This window comes from Bacillus sp. NPDC094077 (genome assembly GCF_050279465.1).
Lineage (GTDB): Bacteria > Bacillota > Bacilli > Bacillales > Bacillaceae_G > Bacillus_A.
The window spans coordinates 277,575-298,752 of record NZ_JBNNUF010000004.1; the positions used below are offsets into that span (position 1 = coordinate 277,575).

Annotated in this window: 22 protein-coding genes and 1 pseudogene; 12 read left to right on the plus strand and 11 right to left on the minus strand. The window is 35.8% G+C overall.

From position 1 onward, the window contains the following. Nucleotides 1–187: 187 nt before the first annotated feature. The 3 genes from ACQKNR_RS13130 to ACQKNR_RS13140 form a co-directional block, all read right to left on the minus strand. Entirely contained in the window at nt 188–1,366 is a 1,179-nt protein-coding gene (locus tag ACQKNR_RS13130; protein WP_427318306.1) for an NAD(P)/FAD-dependent oxidoreductase, read from the minus strand. A 44-nt stretch (nt 1,367–1,410) separates the two neighbouring features. Further along, a complete protein-coding gene (locus ACQKNR_RS13135) occupies nt 1,411–1,851 on the minus strand; it encodes a DUF1641 domain-containing protein (RefSeq protein ID WP_017153317.1) in 441 nt (146 codons plus the stop codon). 431 nt (nt 1,852–2,282) lie between these two features. Further along, on the minus strand, nt 2,283–2,630 hold the full coding sequence (locus ACQKNR_RS13140; RefSeq protein WP_002016005.1) for a winged helix-turn-helix transcriptional regulator: 348 nt from the start codon (nt 2,628–2,630) through the stop codon (nt 2,283–2,285). A gap of 395 nt (nt 2,631–3,025) precedes the next feature. Between ACQKNR_RS13140 and ACQKNR_RS13145 the strand changes: the two genes are divergently transcribed. From ACQKNR_RS13145 to ACQKNR_RS13160, 4 genes are all read left to right on the plus strand, one after another. Next, nucleotides 3,026–4,189, plus strand: a complete 1,164-nt coding sequence (locus ACQKNR_RS13145) for an MFS transporter (RefSeq protein WP_427318440.1) — start codon at nt 3,026–3,028, stop codon at nt 4,187–4,189. Between the two features lie 16 nt (nt 4,190–4,205). Then, nucleotides 4,206–5,045, plus strand: a complete 840-nt coding sequence (locus ACQKNR_RS13150) for an aldo/keto reductase (protein WP_427318307.1) — start codon at nt 4,206–4,208, stop codon at nt 5,043–5,045. A 125-nt stretch (nt 5,046–5,170) separates the two neighbouring features. Continuing rightward, complete coding sequence (locus ACQKNR_RS13155; RefSeq protein WP_427318308.1) at nt 5,171–6,067, plus strand: thioester domain-containing protein; 897 nt, start codon at nt 5,171–5,173, stop codon at nt 6,065–6,067. 94 nt (nt 6,068–6,161) lie between these two features. Continuing rightward, nucleotides 6,162–6,287 (plus strand): hypothetical protein, encoded by a 126-nt coding sequence (locus ACQKNR_RS13160; RefSeq protein WP_427318309.1) that lies wholly within the window; start codon nt 6,162–6,164, stop codon nt 6,285–6,287. Between the two features lie 74 nt (nt 6,288–6,361). On the opposite strand, the gene ACQKNR_RS13165 is transcribed toward ACQKNR_RS13160, so the two are convergent. Next, nucleotides 6,362–7,000, minus strand: a complete 639-nt coding sequence (locus tag ACQKNR_RS13165) for an NAD(P)-dependent oxidoreductase (RefSeq protein WP_427318310.1) — start codon at nt 6,998–7,000, stop codon at nt 6,362–6,364. A 302-nt stretch (nt 7,001–7,302) separates the two neighbouring features. On the opposite strand from ACQKNR_RS13165, the gene ACQKNR_RS13170 reads away from it, so the two are divergent. The 3 genes and pseudogenes from ACQKNR_RS13170 (at nt 7,303) to ACQKNR_RS13180 (ending at nt 9,838) form a co-directional block, all read left to right on the plus strand. Next, nucleotides 7,303–8,733 (plus strand): alanine/glycine:cation symporter family protein, encoded by a 1,431-nt coding sequence (locus ACQKNR_RS13170; protein WP_427318311.1) that lies wholly within the window; start codon nt 7,303–7,305, stop codon nt 8,731–8,733. Between the two features lie 141 nt (nt 8,734–8,874). Beyond that, nucleotides 8,875–8,988, plus strand: a pseudogene (locus ACQKNR_RS13175) (DUF4870 domain-containing protein); the annotation flags it as partial. Nucleotides 8,989–9,268: 280 nt separating this feature from the next. Then, nucleotides 9,269–9,838, plus strand: a complete 570-nt coding sequence (locus ACQKNR_RS13180) for a methyltransferase (RefSeq protein WP_427318312.1) — start codon at nt 9,269–9,271, stop codon at nt 9,836–9,838. 438 nt (nt 9,839–10,276) lie between these two features. Here the strand turns inward: ACQKNR_RS13180 and ACQKNR_RS13185 are convergent, their stop codons facing one another. Both ACQKNR_RS13185 and ACQKNR_RS13190 read right to left on the minus strand, forming a co-directional pair. After that, on the minus strand, nt 10,277–10,474 hold the full coding sequence (locus ACQKNR_RS13185; RefSeq protein ID WP_427318313.1) for a hypothetical protein: 198 nt from the start codon (nt 10,472–10,474) through the stop codon (nt 10,277–10,279). A 248-nt stretch (nt 10,475–10,722) separates the two neighbouring features. Beyond that, a complete protein-coding gene (locus ACQKNR_RS13190) occupies nt 10,723–11,505 on the minus strand; it encodes a putative protein N(5)-glutamine methyltransferase (protein ID WP_427318441.1) in 783 nt (260 codons plus the stop codon). Nucleotides 11,506–12,017: 512 nt separating this feature from the next. On the opposite strand from ACQKNR_RS13190, the gene ACQKNR_RS13195 reads away from it, so the two are divergent. The 3 genes from ACQKNR_RS13195 to ACQKNR_RS13205 all read left to right on the plus strand — a co-directional run bounded on the left by ACQKNR_RS13195 (nt 12,018) and on the right by ACQKNR_RS13205 (nt 16,455). After that, entirely contained in the window at nt 12,018–13,457 is a 1,440-nt protein-coding gene (locus ACQKNR_RS13195) for an alanine/glycine:cation symporter family protein (protein ID WP_427318314.1), read from the plus strand. 282 nt (nt 13,458–13,739) lie between these two features. Next, the gene (locus ACQKNR_RS13200) at nt 13,740–14,921 is read left to right on the plus strand and encodes a NupC/NupG family nucleoside CNT transporter (RefSeq protein WP_427318315.1); all 1,182 of its coding nucleotides are present in this window, start codon (nt 13,740–13,742) and stop codon (nt 14,919–14,921) included. A gap of 352 nt (nt 14,922–15,273) precedes the next feature. Beyond that, nucleotides 15,274–16,455 carry a NupC/NupG family nucleoside CNT transporter gene (locus ACQKNR_RS13205; protein WP_427318316.1) on the plus strand — a complete coding sequence of 394 codons (1,182 nt, stop codon included), beginning with the start codon at nt 15,274–15,276 and terminating at the stop codon, nt 16,453–16,455. 44 nt (nt 16,456–16,499) lie between these two features. Here the strand turns inward: ACQKNR_RS13205 and ACQKNR_RS13210 are convergent, their stop codons facing one another. From ACQKNR_RS13210 to ACQKNR_RS13220, 3 genes are all read right to left on the minus strand, one after another. After that, nucleotides 16,500–17,687 (minus strand): DUF418 domain-containing protein, encoded by a 1,188-nt coding sequence (locus ACQKNR_RS13210; RefSeq protein WP_427318317.1) that lies wholly within the window; start codon nt 17,685–17,687, stop codon nt 16,500–16,502. A 148-nt stretch (nt 17,688–17,835) separates the two neighbouring features. Continuing rightward, nucleotides 17,836–18,342, minus strand: a complete 507-nt coding sequence (locus ACQKNR_RS13215; protein WP_000949403.1) for a ferritin — start codon at nt 18,340–18,342, stop codon at nt 17,836–17,838. Between the two features lie 53 nt (nt 18,343–18,395). Continuing rightward, on the minus strand, nt 18,396–18,719 hold the full coding sequence (locus ACQKNR_RS13220) for a MazG nucleotide pyrophosphohydrolase domain-containing protein (RefSeq protein ID WP_427318318.1): 324 nt from the start codon (nt 18,717–18,719) through the stop codon (nt 18,396–18,398). A gap of 88 nt (nt 18,720–18,807) precedes the next feature. On the opposite strand from ACQKNR_RS13220, the gene ACQKNR_RS13225 reads away from it, so the two are divergent. Together ACQKNR_RS13225 and ACQKNR_RS13230 are read left to right on the plus strand one after the other, a co-directional pair. Next, nucleotides 18,808–19,371: a TIGR00730 family Rossman fold protein gene (locus ACQKNR_RS13225; RefSeq protein ID WP_002039979.1), complete on the plus strand. Its 564-nt coding sequence runs from the start codon at nt 18,808–18,810 to the stop codon at nt 19,369–19,371. A gap of 271 nt (nt 19,372–19,642) precedes the next feature. Next, complete coding sequence (locus ACQKNR_RS13230; RefSeq protein ID WP_427318319.1) at nt 19,643–19,924, plus strand: hypothetical protein; 282 nt, start codon at nt 19,643–19,645, stop codon at nt 19,922–19,924. Between the two features lie 18 nt (nt 19,925–19,942). Here ACQKNR_RS13230 and ACQKNR_RS13235 read toward each other — a convergent pair whose 3' ends face one another. Together ACQKNR_RS13235 and ACQKNR_RS13240 are read right to left on the minus strand one after the other, a co-directional pair. Then, nucleotides 19,943–20,140 carry a hypothetical protein gene (locus tag ACQKNR_RS13235; RefSeq protein ID WP_427318320.1) on the minus strand — a complete coding sequence of 66 codons (198 nt, stop codon included), beginning with the start codon at nt 20,138–20,140 and terminating at the stop codon, nt 19,943–19,945. 430 nt (nt 20,141–20,570) lie between these two features. Further along, entirely contained in the window at nt 20,571–21,011 is a 441-nt protein-coding gene (locus ACQKNR_RS13240; protein ID WP_001041889.1) for a Dps family protein, read from the minus strand. Nucleotides 21,012–21,178: the final 167 nt, after the last annotated feature.

A 21,178-nucleotide genomic window follows, 5' to 3' on the forward strand; every position in this document is an offset into this window, starting at 1 on the left:
ATCGATTTACTGACAAAAAGTTACAATAGAAGCTGTTCCAAAACAGGACAGCTTCTATTGTAAAAAGTCAATATATTTAGATAAATTTAAAGGGTATACAATTTTTTTGCCGAATAAATAAGTTAGAGAAAATTACGGATAAAAATAGCCCGAACCATGCAGGGCATGATTCGGGCTTATATTCAGATTAGTAAGCTAAGCTGAATAGACCTTTAATGTGTGATAAGTAACGAACGTTACTTGCTTCTTTCATTAATGATGCTGGTAGGCCTTTAAGTGGAGTATTGCTTGCTCCGATTGTAGCAACAGCATCTTTACGTCCTAGACTAGCAAGTGTTCCAGAGTTTACAGGTGCGAACTCTTCGAATGCTTTACCTTCTAGTGCTGCGTATAAGTTGTATCCAATTAACTCACCCATTTGCCAAGCGATTTGTGCAGTTGGTGGGTATGGACGACCGTCTGGAGAGAAGACAACGGCGCTGTCTCCAGCAACGAATACGTCTTTGTGAGAAGTAGATTGTAGGTATGCATCAACTGTTGCACGACCACGGTTTACTTCAAGACCTGATTCACCGATTAATGGGTTACCTTGTACGCCGCCCGTCCAAACGAATGTGTTAGCAACGATTTTTTGACCGTCTTTTAAGTCGATTTCATTGCCAGCAACGTTTGTTACAGGAAGACCAGTTAAGAATGTAACACCGCGTGCTTCTAAGCTAGTAGTTGCACGTTCGATTAAGTGGTCTGGTAATACTGGAAGAATTTTTGGACCTGCTTCTACAAGAAGAAGTTTAATTTCTTTTGGATTTACGCCGTGGCTTTTTGCAAGTTTAGGCATAATGTCAGCAAGCTCACCAACTAGCTCAACGCCAGTTAATCCGCCACCACCGATTAAGATTGTAGCATCAGCTTCGTTTTTCGTTTTCGCGTATTCACGAATACGGTCTTCAACGTGTTTGTAGATTTTGTTTGCATCAGCAGCAGATTTTAATACCATGCTGTTTTCTTCTAGTCCTGGAATACCGAAGTAAGCAGTTTTACTTCCTAAAGCAACTACAAGTGCATCGTAAGATAAAGTAGTGCCGCCAGCTAACTTGATTTCTTTACTATCAACTGAGAATGACTCAACTGTTGCAATTTTAAGATCGATGTCTTTACCTTTGAAAAGCTTTGTAAGTGGCATTGCAACTGCTTGCTCAGCAACGTTACCAGCTGCAAGGCGGTGTAGTTCAGTGATGATTTGGTGTGTTGGGTATTGGTTGATCACTGTAACTTGTGCTTCTGATTTGCTGTAATATTTACGTACGTTTAAAGCGGCCAGAAGTCCGCCATAACCAGCGCCTAAGATGACAATTTGTTTTGACATAGTATGATATCCCCCGTCTTTACTAATTGTTGTTATAAGTTAAATTATTTATTGTTACGTTCTGCACTAATTTGAAGATATGCGTTCACAAAGCGGAACATTTTTTGTGCTTGTGGGTCTTTTAGTAATTTTAATAGACCGAATAGGCCGATAACTTCGTTGCTTTCGTCAGCACGATCTTTCGCTTCGATTGCAGTTGCAGCCATGCTTTTCACTGTATCTTTTACAGGTTCTACAAGCTCTTGGATTGCACCAACAGTGTCGCTTTTTAATACTTCATCAGTAGCAACAGTTTGAGCGAAGTCATAAGACTTAGTTAAAATGTTAACAAGCTCAGTTAATTTTGGGAGCTGTTCTACTAGTGTTGTTAATGATTCTTGTACCTCAGGTTTTAACAACTGATCAAGTACATCAAGTTGTCCTTGGCTAGCAGAAATTTGTACAGTTTCTTGTTCTGGCTTTGTTTGAGTCATAGTTTCTGGCATCTCCAATTCTCCTTTACGATAGCAATACTCTTATTTTTGATAGGTAAGATAGTTACCGTTTACGAAACTTTATACAAAGTTTCACAAAACACAATAAAATGCCTTTAAATTTATGATAGCAAGTAAGCTGAAATCATAAATCCAAAACCATAATGTCCTACCTATTATTTATGAACTGTCCGATACATGGCTTGTCCGCATAATGGAAAGTTCCCTTATCGGAAAGTGTATATAATATATATCTTATATTATATACTATATACACCTATGTTAACATAAAAATGATTCCTAATTATTTGATATTGAGCGTATAACCTAATACTGACAAGGCATGAAAGCGCATAAAATATTTTGTTTGAGTTAGAAATGTACATATTTACAAAGAAAAAAAGGGAAAAATGAACAAATCTCTGTTCATTTTTTCCTTTTTCTTATTGTTCATCTTCTGTAATGAGCATTGATGTGTTACCGCTTTTTTCAAGATGGCATTCGCCCCAAGTGCAAAGAGAATCGAGAATGGATTCTAATGACCATCCGTAGTCTGTAAGAGAATATTCTACTTTTGGTGGTACTTGATTGTATACTTTTCTTTGAATAACCCCGTCTACTTCTAACTCGCGTAATTGTTGCGTTAACATTTTTTGTGTAATACCAGGCATTAAACGTTTTAGTTCACTCGTTCTCTTTGTACCTTTCGTTAAGTGACAAAGAATAACAACCTTCCATTTTCCGCCGATAACCTCTAAAGTCGCCTCGACAGGAATATTATATTTCTTCATATAAAAAATCTCCTTTGATGAATGTAGATTTCAGTTCTTCAGCAAAAGAAGCTAAATAAGTTAAATGTTACTTTTTAGTGCCTATAGTACTTTAAAGTACGTACTTTTTATCATGTTGAATATGTTTCATAATAGCATACGTAAGAGGCAAATGAGTAGTACGGTACCAAAAAGTGCCTATGTTACTTTTTGGTACCTATCGTACTTTAAAGTGCGTTCTTTCAAAAAGGAATGAAACCATTCATAATAGTTTTTATAAGCAATAAAGTTATTTTTGTAGAAGATAAAAAGGCCTTTTTATCATACTATTGTGATTGGATTTCTTGTAATAAGGAGGAATTCAATTGAGTTCATATACAGTAGCTTCTTCGGCAACACAGACGAATAGAAGGAGTATGTTTGCTTTATTAGCGCTAGCGATTAGTGCATTCGGAATAGGGACAACTGAATTTATAAGCGTTGGTTTATTACCATCTATTTCGGAAGATTTACATGTTTCTGTTACAACAGCGGGTTTAACTGTTTCTTTATATGCGTTGGGGGTAGCGTTTGGTGCTCCGGTATTAACGTCGTTAACAGCTAGTATGTCGCGAAAGACGTTATTAATGTGGATCATGATTATTTTCATTATTGGTAATGGAATTGCAGCGGTAGCAACAAGTTTTACAGTGCTACTTGTTGCGAGGGTTGTATCTGCTTTCGCACATGGCGTTTTTATGTCGATCGGATCTACAATTGCGGCTGCACTTGTACCAGAAAATAAACGAGCTAGCGCAATAGCTTTTATGTTTACTGGTTTAACGGTTGCGACGATTACAGGTGTACCGATTGGGACGTTTATTGGTCAACAGTTTGGCTGGAGAGCTTCATTTATGGTAATTGTGGCAATTGGAATTGTTGCTTTCATCGCTAATAGCATGCTGATTCCGTCTAATTTGAAAAAAGGTACATCCGTATCATTTCGTGATCAATTCAAACTAATTACGAACGGAAGGCTATTACTTGTTTTCGTCATTACTGCATTAGGATACGGGGGAACATTTGTAACATTTACGTATTTATCACCGTTGTTACAAGAAGTAACAGGATTTGAAGCAAGTACCGTTACCATCATTTTATTAGTGTATGGAATCGCCATTGCGATAGGGAATATGGTCGGCGGAAAATTATCGAATCATAATCCGATTCGGGCGCTATTTTACATGTTCTTTATTCAAGCGATTATATTATTTGTTTTAACATTTACAGCACCATTTAAAGTAGCTGGATTAATTACAATTATTTTCATGGGACTATTCGCATTTATGAATGTTCCGGGGCTACAAGTATATGTCGTTATATTGGCTGAGCGCTTTGTTCCAAGTGCGGTTGATGTTGCTTCAGCAATTAACATTGCAGCATTTAACGCAGGGATTGCCCTTGGAGCTTATTTAGGTGGAGTTGTAACGAATTCATTAGGCTTAATTCATACAGCCTGGGTAGGCGGCATTATGGTAGTAGGTGCTGTTATTTTAACAGCTTGGAGTATGAGATTAGAAAAAAGAGATCAAGTGAAATAAAGGAGAGAAAAGTATAATGAAAAATTTACAAAGTAAAACAACATTGCATAACGGTGTAGAAATGCCTTGGTTCGGTTTAGGTGTATTTAAAGTAGAAGATGGGCCAGAACTTGTAGAAGCTGTAAAAGCAGCGATTAAAGCAGGATACCGTAGCATTGATACAGCTGCAATTTATGGAAATGAAAAAGCAGTAGGTGAAGGAATTCGTGCAGGTATAAAAGAAGCAGGAATTTCTCGAGAAGATTTATTTATTACTTCAAAAGTGTGGAATTCGGATCAAGGATATGAAACAACACTTGCTGCATATGAAGAGAGTTTAAAAAAATTAGAACTAGATTATTTAGATTTATATCTTGTTCACTGGCCTGTACAAGAGAAATATAAAGATACGTGGAGAGCGTTAGAAACACTTTATAAAGAAGAGCGTGTACGTGCGATTGGAGTAAGTAATTTCCAAATCCATCACCTGCAAGATGTGATGAAAGATGCAGAAATTAAACCGATGATTAACCAAGTAGAATACCACCCTCGTTTAACACAAAAAGAATTACAAGCTTTCTGTAAAGAACAAGGTATTCAAATGGAAGCATGGTCACCACTTATGCAAGGTCAATTATTAGATAACGAAACATTACAAGAAATTGCTGATAAGTACGGTAAAACGACAGCACAAGTGATTTTACGTTGGGATCTTCAAAATGGAGTGATCACAATTCCAAAATCAACGAAAGAACACCGCATTATTGCAAATGCTGATGTATTTAATTTTGAATTAACAAAAGAAGATATGGAGAAAATCGATGCGTTAAACGAAACTCACCGCGTTGGTCCAGATCCTGATAACTTCGATTTTTAAGCCTAAAGTAGAAAAAAGGGTGCAAACAGTTTGCACTCTTTTTTTTGTTGTGCTTATGTATAAAAAAAATTTCTAACTAAATACTACTTATTAGTAAATTTGTTATTTCATAAGGGGTTGTAAACATGAATATAAAGCAATCGTTCAAACTTTTAGCTGTTTTTTTAAGTGTTTTATTTGTTTTATTTCCGCTTCAAAAAGCATTCGCAGAAGTTATGGATCATACAAAGTATGAAATGGATTGGAGTTATAGTAAGTCAAAGAAGAAACCAATTCGAACAGAGCTTATTAAAACGGCAGATGGAAAAATTGCCTTTTGCCTAAATGTAGATTTGAAATCTCCAAGCGGTCAAGATTTACCGGAAATGGGGAAAGTGGATATTAACGTGTACCGTGTACTATTAAATGGATATCCACAAAAGAGTCCGCAAGAATTAGGTGTTTCTGACTGGAGAGAAGCACATTATGCAACGCAGCTTGCAGTGTGGAATGCATTAAAACAAATTGATATTAACGACTTAGATTTCCGTAATAAAAATGTGGAGAAAGTAACGAAAAATATCGTTGCAAAAGCCGACGCTAGTGAAGAGATACAAGAGATTACGATGAGTGTAACTCCTACAGAAGAACAAGAAGCAGTATTGAAAAATGATTTTTTTGAAACAGGTTTATATACAGTAGAAACAAATGCAAAAAGCGGAACGTATAAGGTGCAAGCAACAGGTGCACCAGCGGGCGCGAAATTTGTAAATGAAAAAGGCGAAGCAAAAACAGAATTTAATGTAGGAGAAAAATTCCGTATTTTAATTCCGAAACAAACACCAGCTGGTGGATTTAGTTTTAAAGTAATAGGGAATTTAACGAAATTACAAGGCATTGCGCATAAAGGAACACCGACAATTCAAAACGCGGTTGTATTACTTGAGCGTAGTGAAGAGAAAACAGGTCCAGAGTTAGCGGTAAGTTGGAAAAAGGCTGAAGGCCCACATAAACCAAATAAACCGAATCAACATAAAAGATAAAGGGAAAAGTATTGGCATTTGCCAATGCTTTCTCTTATGCACACACATCATGAATTATATTAGAAAAATATAATTCATGATGTAATTTAATGGAGTGTCGTTTGAATATGGTGATGTAGTAAAAGTGTATCAAAGAGAAGATGGTAGGTTTCAAGTATATAAAAAGAATGTTTTAGTAAATCCAGGACCGTTATATACAGGTAGAGAAGTTACAGATTAGGGTTTTGAAAGAGCAGAAGGTATATATACAGGAAATAAAAAAGCTCGTAAACATAATGTTTACGAGCTTTTTTATTATTCAGCTTCAGAAACTACTGTGAAGCGTTCATTTACGTGTTTTGGATTTTCGATTTCATCAAGTGCTGCTACTGCGAAGTCTTCGTAGCTTACGTAGCTATCACCTTTTGCGTTAACAAGAAGGTTGTCTTTTCCGGCTTTGTAAGAACCAGTACGTTTGCCTAATGCGAATAGCGCAGAAGGGCTGATGAATGTCCAAGTAATATCGTTTGTTTGTTGTAAGATTTCTAAGTTTTTACCTTGATTTTGCGCTGTTGCAAGGTATTCATTTGGGAAACCTGGTGTATCAAATACACGTGTTGTTTTCTCTTCATCTACAAATAAGCTACCAGCGCCGCCAACTACAAGTAATTTTGTATTAGGTGCATCTTTCATTGCTTCGATTAGTACGTTTCCTGCATCTACGTGAAGATGTTCTTGTCCTGCTGGAGCACCGAATGCATTTACAACAACATCGAATGCTTGTAGGTCGTTAGATGTAAGAGCGAATACATCTTTTTCTAAAACTTTTACATTTTCTTCTGTAATTTTTGCAGCGTTTCTTACGATTGCAGTTACTTCATGCCCGCGATCTAATGCTTCTTTTAAAATACGACTTCCTGCTTTACCAGTTGCTCCGATAATTCCGATTTTCATAATAAATCCCTCCAAATTGTTTTGTTAAAGTGTATATCTGAAATGAATGAATGTATTGTAATTAGGTTTGTTACAACCTGATGTAATCATTATAGTTACAACTATATATTTTTGTCAATGGTGCTGTTTATAAATTTATTTTTTGTTTTAGTATGCACAGCTAGTGAAAGTAAAGTCACAAAAAGACAATGTATTTATATTGATGTCCTAATATTTGGAAGTTGAAAGATGTCGAAAAATGTTGATTTTTGAATATTTTTTGAATATAATTCGATTTATGGAGAAAAGGAGGGGTTAATTGTATGAATATTTTAGAACAGTTCGTTTCATCAACGAATACAATTCTTTGGTCATATATTCTTATTGCAATGTTAATTGGTTTAGGGCTTTATTTTTCTATTAAATTGAAATTCGTACAAATTACTCATTTAGGGGAAATGCTTCGGTTAATGAGTGATGGACTAACTGGAAAGACACGTAAAAAGGGCAGTGTCTCATCTTTCCAAGCTTTTTGTATGAGTTCAGCAGCTCGTATTGGTATCGGTAACTTAGCTGGTGTAGCGTTAGCTATTTCTATGGGAGGACCTGGAGCTGTATTTTGGATGTGGGTTATTGCGATTATCGGGGCGTCTTCAAGTTTCGTAGAAAGTACGCTTGCGCAAATTTATAAAATAAAAGATGGCAGTGGATTCCGTGGTGGTCCTGCTTATTATATGGAAAAAGGTTTAAATAAACGTTGGATGGGGATTTGGTTCTCTATTCTGATTACAATTAGTTACGGTTTAATTTTTAACTCAGTACAAGCAAATACAGTTACATTAGCATTTAAAAACGCTTTTGGTATTGAACGTTATATTGTAGGGATTGTACTTGCAGTATTAGTTGCAGTTATTATTTTTGGTGGTGTAAAAAGTATTGCACGTATGTCGGAAATGATTGTTCCGCCAATGGCAATTCTTTATATTGCAGTAGCAATTTTCGTTGTTATTAAAAACTTCTATTTACTACCAGATGTGTTTACAGAAATCTTTAAAGGTGCATTCGGTTTAGATTCAGCTGTAGGTGGCGGTATCGGTGCTGCGATGAAGTATGGTATCCAGCGCGGATTATTTGCGAACGAAGCAGGTATGGGTAGTGCGCCGAACGCGGCAGCAACAGCTGATGTAACGCATCCAGCGAAACAAGGTTTTATTCAAACAATCGGGGTTTTAGTAGATACATTTTTAGTATGTACATCAACGGCATTTATCGTATTATGTTCTGGTGCATATAAAGCAACAAATTTAGAAGGTATTGAATTAACACAAAATGCATTAAGTTCACAAATTGGCCCATGGGCAAGTAGCTTCTTAGCGATTATTATCTTCTTATTTGCATTTAGTTCACTTCTAGGAAACTATTATTATGGTGAAACGAATATTGAATTCATTAAACAAAGTAAAACTTGGTTAACAATTTACCGTATTGCGGTAGTTGGAATGGTATTATTCGGTTCTGTTGCGACGCTTCAAGTCGTATGGAATATGGCGGATTTATTTATGGGTCTAATGGTAATCACAAACTTAATTGCGATTACACTTCTTGGACGATTTGCGTATGCTGCATTGACCGACTATGTAAGGCAAAAGAAACAAGGAAAAGATCCGGTTTTCAGTGCAGATTCTATCCCTGGTTTAACGAACACAGAGTGTTGGGATAAGCAAGCGGTAACAGATAAAGAAAAAGCAGTATAATAAAAAACGAGCATCGAGATGAATTCGATGCTCGTTTTTTATTTGCTTAGTTCTCTCGTTATTTGTAAGAAACGTACTGTCTCAAAGGGATAACGGAATGAATGGAATGAATGGTTGATCATTGGATTTAGTACATTAAATGATAATGTACTTGGAATAGCAGTAATCGGAACTTTTGTTATTGCTTCTATCGCAAGTATTTACTATTTCATTTGGAATATAGTAAAAGGAATTAAAGTATTAAAAGAAGATTAATATATAAAGACAAGCTAACACAAAAAGCCTAGTAATTACTAGGCTTTTTGCATGTAAAAGAGATACTATTTTCATTTCATTTTTGATTTCACACTATTTTATACAATTTTTAATAAAAAGTTTCAAAAACCTCTTCAAACAAAGTAAATTTAATTGACTTTGCTTGAAACACATTGTACTCTGCATATTGTAGTCAATGTAGTTGACTACAATTCGGTTATACAAGAAATGGGATTCACCAAAGGTTATATACCATATATTAAAGGGGAGAAAGAAAACTATGAAAATGAAATGTAAATTAGTAATGTCAACCGCTCTTGTAGCAACGTTAGCTACAGGAGTAATACCATCTACATCAGTGTTTGCTGCAGAAAAAGAAGATTCTATTCAGCAAGTGGAATCAAAGACTATTCATATTCAACCTTTTGGACAAAATAATTTGGAGACAGCTGTTAATGCTGCGTTACATGGTCCTGAAGTAAAAAAACTAAAAATATTTGATCATGAATTTAATATAAAAGAAGTAGAAGCAGTAAATCTAGGTGCAGGGAAGATATATGTTAAGGGGAAAATTTCTCATCATATAAGTTATCGTCCAGATGATCAATTTTATTATGAGTTTACAGTACAGGATGGAAAGGTAATAGATGGGCCTAAATATAGTATTGATAGAGGTGGTTTGACACCAGTTGCGGCTCCAATTTTGTCAATTATTGCTGCGTATAATGGGATTCCCGTTAATCCAAATGATTTAAATACACTTGGTCAACAGCTTGGAAGAATGATAGATGGAAGCTGGGAACAGGCAGCACAATCTATTGCCACTTTAGTTAGTTTAAGTTGTAAGTAAGTATGCGAAAAACAGAAGTCTGGTTTAAGACTTCTGTTTTTTATCTTTTTCCGACAGAAGACTCCTTCATCAAAAATGTGAAAGTGTGAAACAACAATTTTAAGTGGGAGATGTTCCTTATATAGAGAGTGAGAAGGGACAAGCATACAAAAGTAGAAAAAAGTCAGTAATATCAAGGGATTTAAGATTTTTTATAACTTTATCAGAAAGAATACTGGAATCCCGGGATTCTTTTTGTATTTTTGAAAGTAAACTTTTCATTATTAGTTTATATTCATTTTCCCTTAAACATTAACTTTATCCCAATCACTTTGATATCATCAAGATAAATAACGAAAGTATACATTCAAAATGTTATAAATAAAAGGATTAAAACCCTCGCAAGCAAAAAATGAGTATCTCATCATTACTGAGATACTCATCCAAAGAAAGCATAAATTAACTATTAGTATTGAGCTCTTTACTATATTTCTTTACAAAGAACGCTATTATTAACGTAATAATTCCTATGCTTAAACCAAGTAATTGATCTAACGAAATTACATCACGAAAGATCCAACGTATAATAAATCCCACACAAAATACTAATACAAGTGAAAGACCAAAATATCTTAGACCTCCATATACGTCTTCCATACCCACACCCCTTTTAACTTCATAACTAAATTATACCATATTGTGGAATTTAAATGAGGGTATCTACATCAGTTAACATAACCCCACTTATCAGTAGTTAATCTATCTAGAAAAAACCCCTTCAGTTTATTTGCTAAAGGGAGTTCGTATTTACATAATTTTCGTTATAGGAAGTACAAATAAAAGCCCAGGAATTCATAGATTCTTGGGCTTTTATTTGTGGTAACGTCTAGCTCTCCGTATTCATTCTAAAGAGATGGTCTGGTTCCGATTACGACAGTAGCGTCCAGTTCATCGCAATTTGTCACCTGTGGGATTAGCCCGTTTTGAGCAAATATCTCAACGGTTTGCAACGCCTGTCGTTGACTAGTCTCGACAAGTAGATGACCGCCAGGTGCCAGCCAGAGTAATGCCTCAGTAGCTATCCGTCGCTGGATGTCTAATCCTTCTATCCCACCGTCAAGTGCCATCCTTGCCTCATGTTTGCGGGCTTCCTGAGGTAACAGCTTAATTGCCTCGGTAGGTACGTAGGGTGCGTTTGCAACCAAGATGTGGACGCACCCACACAGTTTTGTTGGAAGTGGATGGTAGAGATCACCTTCATACACGTTCCCACTGACCCAATTAATATTGTGACGGGCACATCGTACTGAGACTGGGTCTATGTCGACCGCATACAATTCGATCCATCCCAAAACTCGGGCCAGCGCGACACCTACCGCACCCGTACCGCAGCATAAATCAACTATAATGGCCCCTGGCATAGCAAGGTAAGCTGCCTGTTGGACAAGAAACTCAGTACGGCGGCGAGGTATGAAAACTCCTGGTTCCACTGCTATCCGGATACCACAGAAATCTGCCCAACCAATGATGTGTTCCAAGGGAAAACCGGATACTCGTTGTTTCACCATGTCGGCGAGTATTTCCGGTGTTTGTGCCTCTGAGATAAGCAATTGTGCCTCATCTTCTGCAAAAACACAACCGGCAGTCCGAAGCCTGGTTATTATACATTTTTCTGTTTTCGCGTCTATATAAAAATCGAATTGCTTTCCCATACATTTCACCACTCTTGATATCTTTTTAAGTTTATTATTAATAATTCTTTAAAAGTTGGAGAACCCCTGTTTCAACTGCCCTGTATTTAAATAAGGAAGACGTATACTGTATACATGTGAAGTTAACATAACGTCTCATTATCGGTAGCAAGGAAAAGGTGGATCCCTACTCTCACAAGGAATCCGCCTTTTTCTTTTTCTATGACTCTATTCGTTTTTTCATACATTTCTATACTGGCGTGGGTTTTAGGGTTCTCGTTTGTTATTAGATTAGTCAAAAAAATGTATAAAATCTTGCATGCTCTTAGCGTTGTTTTTTTTCAAAATGCTGGCTATGTATAGTGACCCTTTATAAAAAAAACACATATGTTATAAAAAGTAACTCCTTCATGTCATAAAACCTTACATATTTTTGTCGAAAATTCTTGATTACTAAAAGTTTTTAGAATATAATCTTCTTATTGTTAGGAAGAGGGGGCAATGCAATTATGGATTTTTTAGCTAAGGTAATTGGGGATATAAATAATGTCCTTTGGTCATATGTCATTATTGCGATGTTAATTGGGTTAGGACTCTACTTTTCATTTCGTGTGAAATTTGTCCAAGTTCGTTACTTCGGTGAAATGATTCGATTGCTTGGGGATGGGGCAAGTTCGAAAACGAGGAAAGCGCAAAAGGAGAAGAGCGGTGTATCATCGTTCCAAGCATTTTGTATGAGTACAGCTTCTCGTGTAGGTACTGGTAACTTAGCTGGTGTAGCTATTGCAATCTCAGCAGGGGGTCCGGGAGCTGTATTTTGGATGTGGTTAATCGCGGTAATTGGGGGTGCTTCTGCGTTTGTAGAGAGCACATTAGCGCAAATTTATAAAGTGAAAGATGGGAATGCGTTCCGTGGTGGTCCAGCGTATTATATGGAAAAGGGATTAAATAAGCGCTGGCTTGGAGCTATTTTCTCTGTTTTAATAACAGTAAGTTTCGGATTAATTTTTAACGCTGTACAGTCTAATACTGTAGCAGCTGCTTTTGATGGGGCATTTAAAACAGATAGTAGATTAGTAGGTCTTGTTATGGCTGGTTTACTTGCAATCATTATTTTTGGCGGAGTAAAACGAATTGCTCGCGCGGTTGAAATGATTGTTCCGGTAATGGCAATTATATATGTAGGTGTTGCATTATTTGTTGTTGTAACAAACATTACGGCGATTCCGTATGTATTTAAAGAGATTTTCTTACATGCTTTCGGAATTAAAGAAGTAGTTGGCGGAGGATTAGGAGCTGCGATTTTATTAGGGGTAAAACGTGGATTATTCTCAAATGAAGCAGGTATGGGTAGTGCGCCGAACGCAGCTGCGACTGCAAACGTAACGCATCCAGTTAAACAAGGTTTCATTCAAACTTTAGGGGTATTTACAGATACATTATTAATTTGTAGTTGTACAGCATTTATCATTCTTTTATCAGATGTGCATAATGCAGCTGATTTAAATGGAATTCAATTAACGCAGCAAGCGTTAAGTCAGCATATCGGACCGTGGGCATCTATATTTGTGGCAGTTGCAATCTTCTTGTTTGCATTCAGTTCATTAGTAGGTAACTACTACTATGGTGAAACAAATATTGAATTCTTAAATGGAAGTAAATTGTTATTAACAGCATACCGCATTGCTGTACTTGGTATGGTTATGCTAGGATCTGTAGCAACAATTCAAATCGTTTGGGATTTAGCAGATTTATTTATGGGAATTATGGCTGTTATTAACTTAGTAGCGATTGTATTCCTTTCAAAGTTTGCTTTCGCAGCGTTATCAGATTATGTGAAGCAAAAGAAACAAGGGAAAGATCCAGTCTTCTATGCGAATTCTATTCCAGGTCTACAAAATACAGAGTGCTGGGATGAGCAAGTAGCGGAGAAAGAAAAAGCGGTATAATAAGGTGAGCGTCAAGTAAAACTTGATGCTCATTTTTTTTATTTTATAATGAAAAAGACGAACATTAATGAGGATTTTATAATAAAATGTATTTTTTTTAGAAAAGTGCGGATATGAGTTGTAATTTATGTTAGAATGGAAAATGCCTTTAAAACAAGAGATTTTATGATCTTTCATATCCGATTGAAGGTTTTGGCGGAGAAATGGAAAGTTCGGATTATTTCTTATTTTAAGTGGTCAGACGTTCAACGTTAATGAAGAGTTAAATGGAGGATTTTATTAATGAAGTTTGTTATGTTTCTTGTAGGATTACTCGTTGTATTTGTACTCGGTTTTCTTATAAGTGCCGATCGAAAGAAGATTAAATATAAACCAATCGCAATCATGCTTGTTATTCAGCTAGCATTAACTTATTTCTTATTAAATACGCAAGTTGGTTATATTTTAGTAAAAGGAATTTCAGATGGATTTGGTGCGCTTCTTGGATATGCGGAATCTGGAATCGTTTTCGTATTTGGTGGTCTTGTTAATAAAGGAGAGGTTTCATTCTTCTTAACAGCACTGTTACCAATCGTATTCTTTGCCGTTTTAATTGGAATTCTGCAACACTTTAAAATTTTACCGATATTTATTCGTGCTATTGGTACTTTGTTAAGTAAAGTAAATGGTCTAGGGAAACTAGAATCATATAACGCAGTAGCAGCTGCAATTGTTGGGCAAGCAGAAGTATTTATTACAGTAAAAGATCAATTAAGTAAAATCCCAAAACATCGTTTATATACATTATGTGCATCTTCCATGTCGACAGTATCCATGTCAATTGTTGGTTCTTATATGAAAATGATTGAACCGAAATATGTAGTAACAGCACTTGTATTAAATTTATTTAGTGGTTTCATTATTATTCATATTATTAACCCGTACGATATTACAGAAGAAGAAGATACACTGAAGTTAGAAAATAAGAAAAAACAATCATTCTTTGAAATGCTGAGCGAATACATTATGCTTGGTTTCACAATTGCGATAACAGTAGCAGCGATGTTACTTGGTTTCGTAGCATTAATTACAGCAATCAATAGCTTGTTTGATTCAGTGTTCGGCATTACATTCCAAGCTATTTTAGGATATATCTTCTCACCATTAGCGTTCGTAATGGGCATCCCGCAAGCGGAAATGGTAACAGCGGGACAAATTATGGCAACAAAATTAGTATCAAACGAATTTGTTGCGATGCTTGATCTAGGAAAAGTAGCTGGTGATTTATCAGCTCGTACAGTTGGTATTCTTTCCGTATTCCTTGTATCATTTGCGAACTTCTCATCTATCGGAATTATTGCAGGTGCAACGAAAGGAATCGATGAAAACCAATCAAACGTTGTTTCATCATTTGGATTACGACTTGTATACGGTGCGACATTAGTAAGTCTTTTATCAGCGATTATCGTTGGTGTTATGTTATAAAAAAAGGATAGTCCTAGCTCATAGTTAGGACTATTGTTTTGTGGTAAATTTACATAAAAAACCCAATTAATTAGGAATATATTAACATATAAAAATCTTTTAAAATTTATATTGCATTTCGTCTAGATAACGCTTACAATTTGATTTGTAGGTGGTATCAATTTCAGACTTTCAATACGGTAGGAGAGAAGAGGCTACCTTTTATAAATTGCAATTTATGTAAACGCTTACTGATTTTAGATAACAGTTGAATAGTATTTAGGGGTTTAAAATTTTTTAACATCAATGGTCAGACGTCATTCGTTATACGTTATACGACCAATAACTCGTGGGAGAAGTGGAGGATACACATATGAAACTAGTAATGTTTCTAGTCGGTTTACTCGTAGTGTTTGTACTAGGTTTCCTTATAAGTTCAGATCGTAAGAAAATTAAATATAAACCAATTGCAGTTATGCTTGTCATTCAATTGGTACTTGCGTATTTCTTACTAAATACAAAGGTCGGATTTGTATTAGTAAAAGGGATTGCAGATGGATTTGGCGCTATCTTAAAATTTGCAGAAGCTGGGGTTAATTTCGTATTTGGTGGTTTAGCGAACGATGGACAAGCACCATTCTTCTTAACAGTATTATTACCGATTATTTTCTTAGCAGTATTAATCGGGATTTTACAACATATTAAAATTTTACCGATTATCATTCGTGCAGTCGGTTTCGTATTAAGTAAAATTAACGGTTTAGGAAAATTAGAATCATATAATGCAGTAGCAGCTGCAATTGTTGGTCAAGGTGAAGTATTCATTACAGTAAAAGACCAACTAAGCAAATTACCGAAAAATCGTTTATACACACTATGTGCATCTTCAATGTCAACAGTATCGATGTCAATCGTCGGTTCTTACATGAAAATGATCGATCCAAAATATGTAGTAACAGCACTTGTACTAAACTTATTTAGTGGATTCATTATCGTTCACATCATTAATCCATATGATGTAAAAGAAGAAGACGATATTTTAGAATTACAAGAAGATAAGAAACAAACATTCTTTGAAATGTTAGGCGAATATATTATGCTTGGGTTCTCTATCGCTGTAACAGTAGCGGCGATGTTAATCGGTTTCGTAGCATTAATTACAGCAATTAACGGTGTGTTCGATTCAATTTTCGGAATCACATTCCAAAGCATTTTAGGATATATCTTCTCACCATTAGCATTCGTAATGGGTATTCCAACATCAGAGATGCTACAAGCAGGACAAATTATGGCAACAAAATTAGTAACGAACGAATTCGTTGCAATGCTTGACCTTGGAAAAGTAGCTGGCGATTTATCAGCTCGTACAGTAGGTATTTTATCAATCTTCCTTGTATCATTTGCGAACTTCTCATCTATCGGAATTATCGCAGGTGCAACAAAGAGTATCGATGGCAAACAAGCAAACGTTGTCTCATCATTCGGACTAAAACTTGTATACGGTGCAACGTTAGTAAGTATATTATCAGCGATTATCGTTGGGGTTATGCTGTAATAAATTAAGAAAAGCAATGAGCGCGGGCTCATTGCTTTTTTTGTTTAACTTGCTTTATCCCAATCTCTTTTAAATCTTGGTTTCTCCAAATAAGTTCCCAGTCTCCATAAGTATTCAACAGGCCCCATTCTATATTTCCGCAGCCAATATGTACTAACAAATAGTTGAAGCGTATAAATTCCAATGGTTAAAAGAATACCGAAGAAATAGCCAATTTTGCCGTATAAGCCAAATCCATATGCGTAAAAAATCGTTGTTGTGATAATGGATTGAGCTAAGTAATTACTAACCGACATTTTTCCCATGTTCGCCATGTTCGCCATGTATGCTAGTAGGCGCGCTCCCTTTTTGTAATGGAATAATAAAATAATTGTGCTTCCGTAAAAGAAGGTCATGGTTACTGGTGTAAGGCCATCTTGTAACATAATTAAAATCGGATGTTTTACGAACATGGTTAAAATTTTGATTGTAAAAGAGAAAATACCAGTAATCAGCCATATTTTTTTGGCAGCAGGTATATGTTTATCGATCTCAAATAGCCAACCCTTTTTTCCTACGTACATGCCGAGTAAGAAGAGTGGAGACATAAAAATTAATGCGAAAATTGATATGATAACTAATCCGAAGAAGCCGTCAATACCGATATAATCAAAAGGATTTTCAGTCAATCTAAAATTGATATGATCCATATAGCTTCCAGTTTCATGAACTTTATGTTCTTTTTCAATATAAGGTGCGAAATCATTGTATGTGTTTGATGTTGAGTCAGATTCAGATTGATAAGATGCTAGCATAATGGGGACTAATAAAATAGCTGCCCAAATGAGCAACGTTTTCGGTTTTCGATTGATAAACATCATTAAGAAAATCCCAATAATCCCGTAGGCAAATAAAATATCTCCCTCCCAAACAAAGGTGCCGTGAATATAGCCTAGTAGTAAAAGAATGATAATACGTCTTATGTATGTGGGGAGGAACCTTTTTCCTTTTGCGATAATACTTTTTTGCAACAAAATAATGCTAAGACCAAACAAAAAAGAGAATAGGGATATAAAATTGTGTGTGCCGAAAAATTGAATAAACCAATTAGCACTTTCATCGAGTTTTCCGAAAATATAAGTCGGTGTTCCATCAGCGAAGAACCCGAATTGGATTAATGTCATATTGACGAGTAAAATACCAAATAAAGCGAAACCACGAATTGCATCAACAGCTTCTACACGTTGATTCATTTTTTCTCTCCTCGTATATTGTTTTATATTGAAAATAATACCATTTTTTAACTAGTGCTATGTCAAATACGAGGAAATTTAAGGTGATTTTAAGATAGAGAGAAAATAAAAAAATCACCTTAATACATTCATTAAGGTGATTAAAATATTATTCGGCTGGAGGTGTAAATGTACGTTTCTCTAATTCAGCATCTAGCATAAATAATGCATTTGAATCGCTTGTAATACGTTTTAATTTTTGGATGATGCTATCGAATGAAGCTTCTTCTTCTACTTGTTCATCAACGAACCATTTTAAGAATGTGATTGTTGCGTGTTCACGCTCATCCCAAGCGATATCAGATAAGTTATAAATACGTTTCGTTACTTCACGCTCGTGTTCAAGTGCAACTTCAAAAGCGTTCAATACAGATTCATATTCGTTATTTGGATTATCAAATCCAGTAATAATAGCACGCTCGCCGCGGTCATTAATATAGTTGTAAAGCTTCATTGCGTGGAAACGTTCTTCTTCAGCTTGTACAAGGAAAAAGTTGGCGAATCCATCGTAGCTTTCGGCTGTGCAGTAAGCAGCCATTGCCATATAAGCGTGTGCGGAATAGAATTCAAAGTTCATTTGTTCATTTAGTGCGTCGTGCAATTTTTTAGATAACATAAAATCCCCCTTATTATTTGGACAAGAATATTATATCATAATTGATAATATTCTCATTTGGATGTTTCGAACCTTTTCGAAAGCTTTGTGACGTGTGCTTCCATAATGTCTTGTAACTCTAAATCATATTTTTGTGAAAGAATAATAAGGTTAGATAGTACATCACCAAGTTCTTCTTTTAGGTCTTGTTTTAGCTCTTCTTGTGTTTTGGCTTGTTCATCAGGGCGATCACGACCGATTTCAATAGCGCGAACAACTCGTGAAACTTCCCCAACTTCCTCAGTTAAGAAATTTAAGCGAATAAAGGAATTATACTGTGACCAGCTCCGTTTTTCGTAAAATTCCTCCACCCATCTTTGAAATGCGACGATATCCATTTCTTCCTCATCCCTTCAATATGTTGTACAATATTCATTGTATCATAACAATATATAGTTTCGGGGTGTAGGGATGAGAAAGATTTGTGTGTTTGCAGGTTCAAATTTAGGGGAAAGACCAGAATTTAAAGAGCAGGCGATTCAGTTAGGGAAAATGTTTGTTGAGAACGATTATGAGCTTGTATACGGCGGCTCATGCGTTGGATTAATGGGAGAAGTAGCAAACGAAGTTCTTCGTTTAGGTGGGCGTGTAACGGGTGTTATGCCGCGTGGTTTATTCCGAGGAGAAATTGTTCATACAGGATTAACAGAACTTATTGAAGTAGAAACGATGCACGAACGTAAGGCAAAAATGGCAGAGCTTGCTGATGCTTTCATTGCATTACCAGGCGGATATGGAACGTTTGAAGAACTATTTGAAGTTGTGTGTTGGTCACAAATTGGTATACATAATAAACCGGTTGGTTTATTAAACATAAAAGATTTTTACGGACCAATTCTGCAAATGGTTGAACGTGCAGCAGAAGAAGGGTTTATGAACCCTTCAAATAAAGAGTTGATCGTTTCAGCTGAGACGGCAGATAAACTAATTCATGAAATCCAAAATTACGAGCGTCCTGTTTTAGGAACTAAGTGGAAGCAATTATCATAGTACATTTTATCCCGCTATTTGCGGGCAGTAAGACTCCCACCTCAAAATTCGGCGAATGCGAGGGAGTTAGGTGGGAGATCAACTGCCCGTAAACGCCCGATTGGTTCAACTAATAATCAGTGGGGGATGGACAAAACCCCCACTGATTAAAGTTTCACTTTATAGTGATTTACAGGAACACATGTCTTTTTTATTGTAAAAAGGTATGTGTTTTTTATTCGCTTAAATATATTAATTTTTAGATATAAGGTTTTTGGAAAAAGAGAAATAGATGGAGGAATTTGTGTATTTACGTCCTGTTTTTAAAAGTATTGTAGCAGCATCTATTTTTGTTATGTTAATTGTTTTAAGACAGAAGAAAGAGCTGATTAATGAATTTTCGCTTTGGTTTATTTCGGTTATATGTATTGGTGTTTCTGCGATAACACTCTTTATGTCTGGGGTTATCGTTGATGAGTATAACTTAGGCGGAGATGTGCAGTCTTCTAGTATGTTTGTAGGAATTGTTATTATTAGTGGTTTGAATTTTATAATTTATTATAGACGGAAATAACGAGGAAGGCATTCCATATTACTTTGGAATGCCTTTATCATTTTGATTACTTTGTTTTTTATACAGGTACCAGCCACACCAGCCGCCACCAATTGCTACAACAACGAGGAAAGCATAGTCTTTAACCTCGACACGTATATTGAAAATATTAGCTATAAGTAAGAGAATCCCAACTGTTATTAACGCAAAAAATGCTCTAATTAAGTAGTCTTTCAACTGAACCACTCCCGTCATTTAAGTAGTAAATGATGAATTTGGAAAAGCTTTTTGGATCTAGTTACTAAAGGGTATTTTCTATATTTTAACATAGATGAGATTGTAATATATTGATAAAAGTGGGGGAAAGGACTGCTAATATTGTCGTGATTTGTCGGTAAGTCGATATAATTGAAAAATCGCCGATATATTTGATGAAACGGCCGATATAATGAAAAAATCGCCGATATAATTTCATGTATCGCCATGCACGATCACTCCATTAAAAAAAGCGACTCTAATCGAGCCGCTTCCGCTTTAAGGTATTATCCAGCTCCAGCGGCTAGAACAGTCGGTTGTTTCACTCCTTCATTCGAGGCAAAGAGCGCCTCGGAATCAGGAGTTCCAACACCCTCCTGTTCTAACCGAGCCGCTTCCGCTTTTAAATATATTATTGATTCAAGAACGCACGTAGCATCCAAGCGTGTTTTTCTAGTTCTGTGTAGATGCCTAGTAGTAGGTCAGATGTCATTTCGTCATCAGAATCTTGAGCGATTTCCATGCCTTTTTTCAGTTCGACTAGCATCATTTCGTAGTCTTTCATGATTGCTTCGACCATCCCTTCTGCAGTTTCTCCGTATGCTGCTTCTTGAATAGAAGATATTTCTAGGTATTCTTTCATTGTTGCTACTGGTTTGCCGCCGATTGCTAAAATGCGTTCTGCAATTTCATCGATGTGAGTAGCTGATTCTGTGTAAAGCTCTTCAAATTTCTCGTGTAATGTGAAGAATTGAGGTCCTTTTACGTACCAATGGAAGTTGTGTAATTTTGTGAATAAAACGCTCCAGTCTGCTACTTGTTTGTTTAATACTTCGATTACTTGTTTGTTCATTATGATCAATCTCCTTTTGAGTTGTTATGTTGTATCAATTACTAATTTATAATCATTATAATCTAGTAATACTTATAAAACAACCCCTTTGCTGGAATTAATTTGAACAAATTATGAACTGTGGTAAATAAAAATCCCTATTACTGTGAAGTAATAGGGATTTTAGT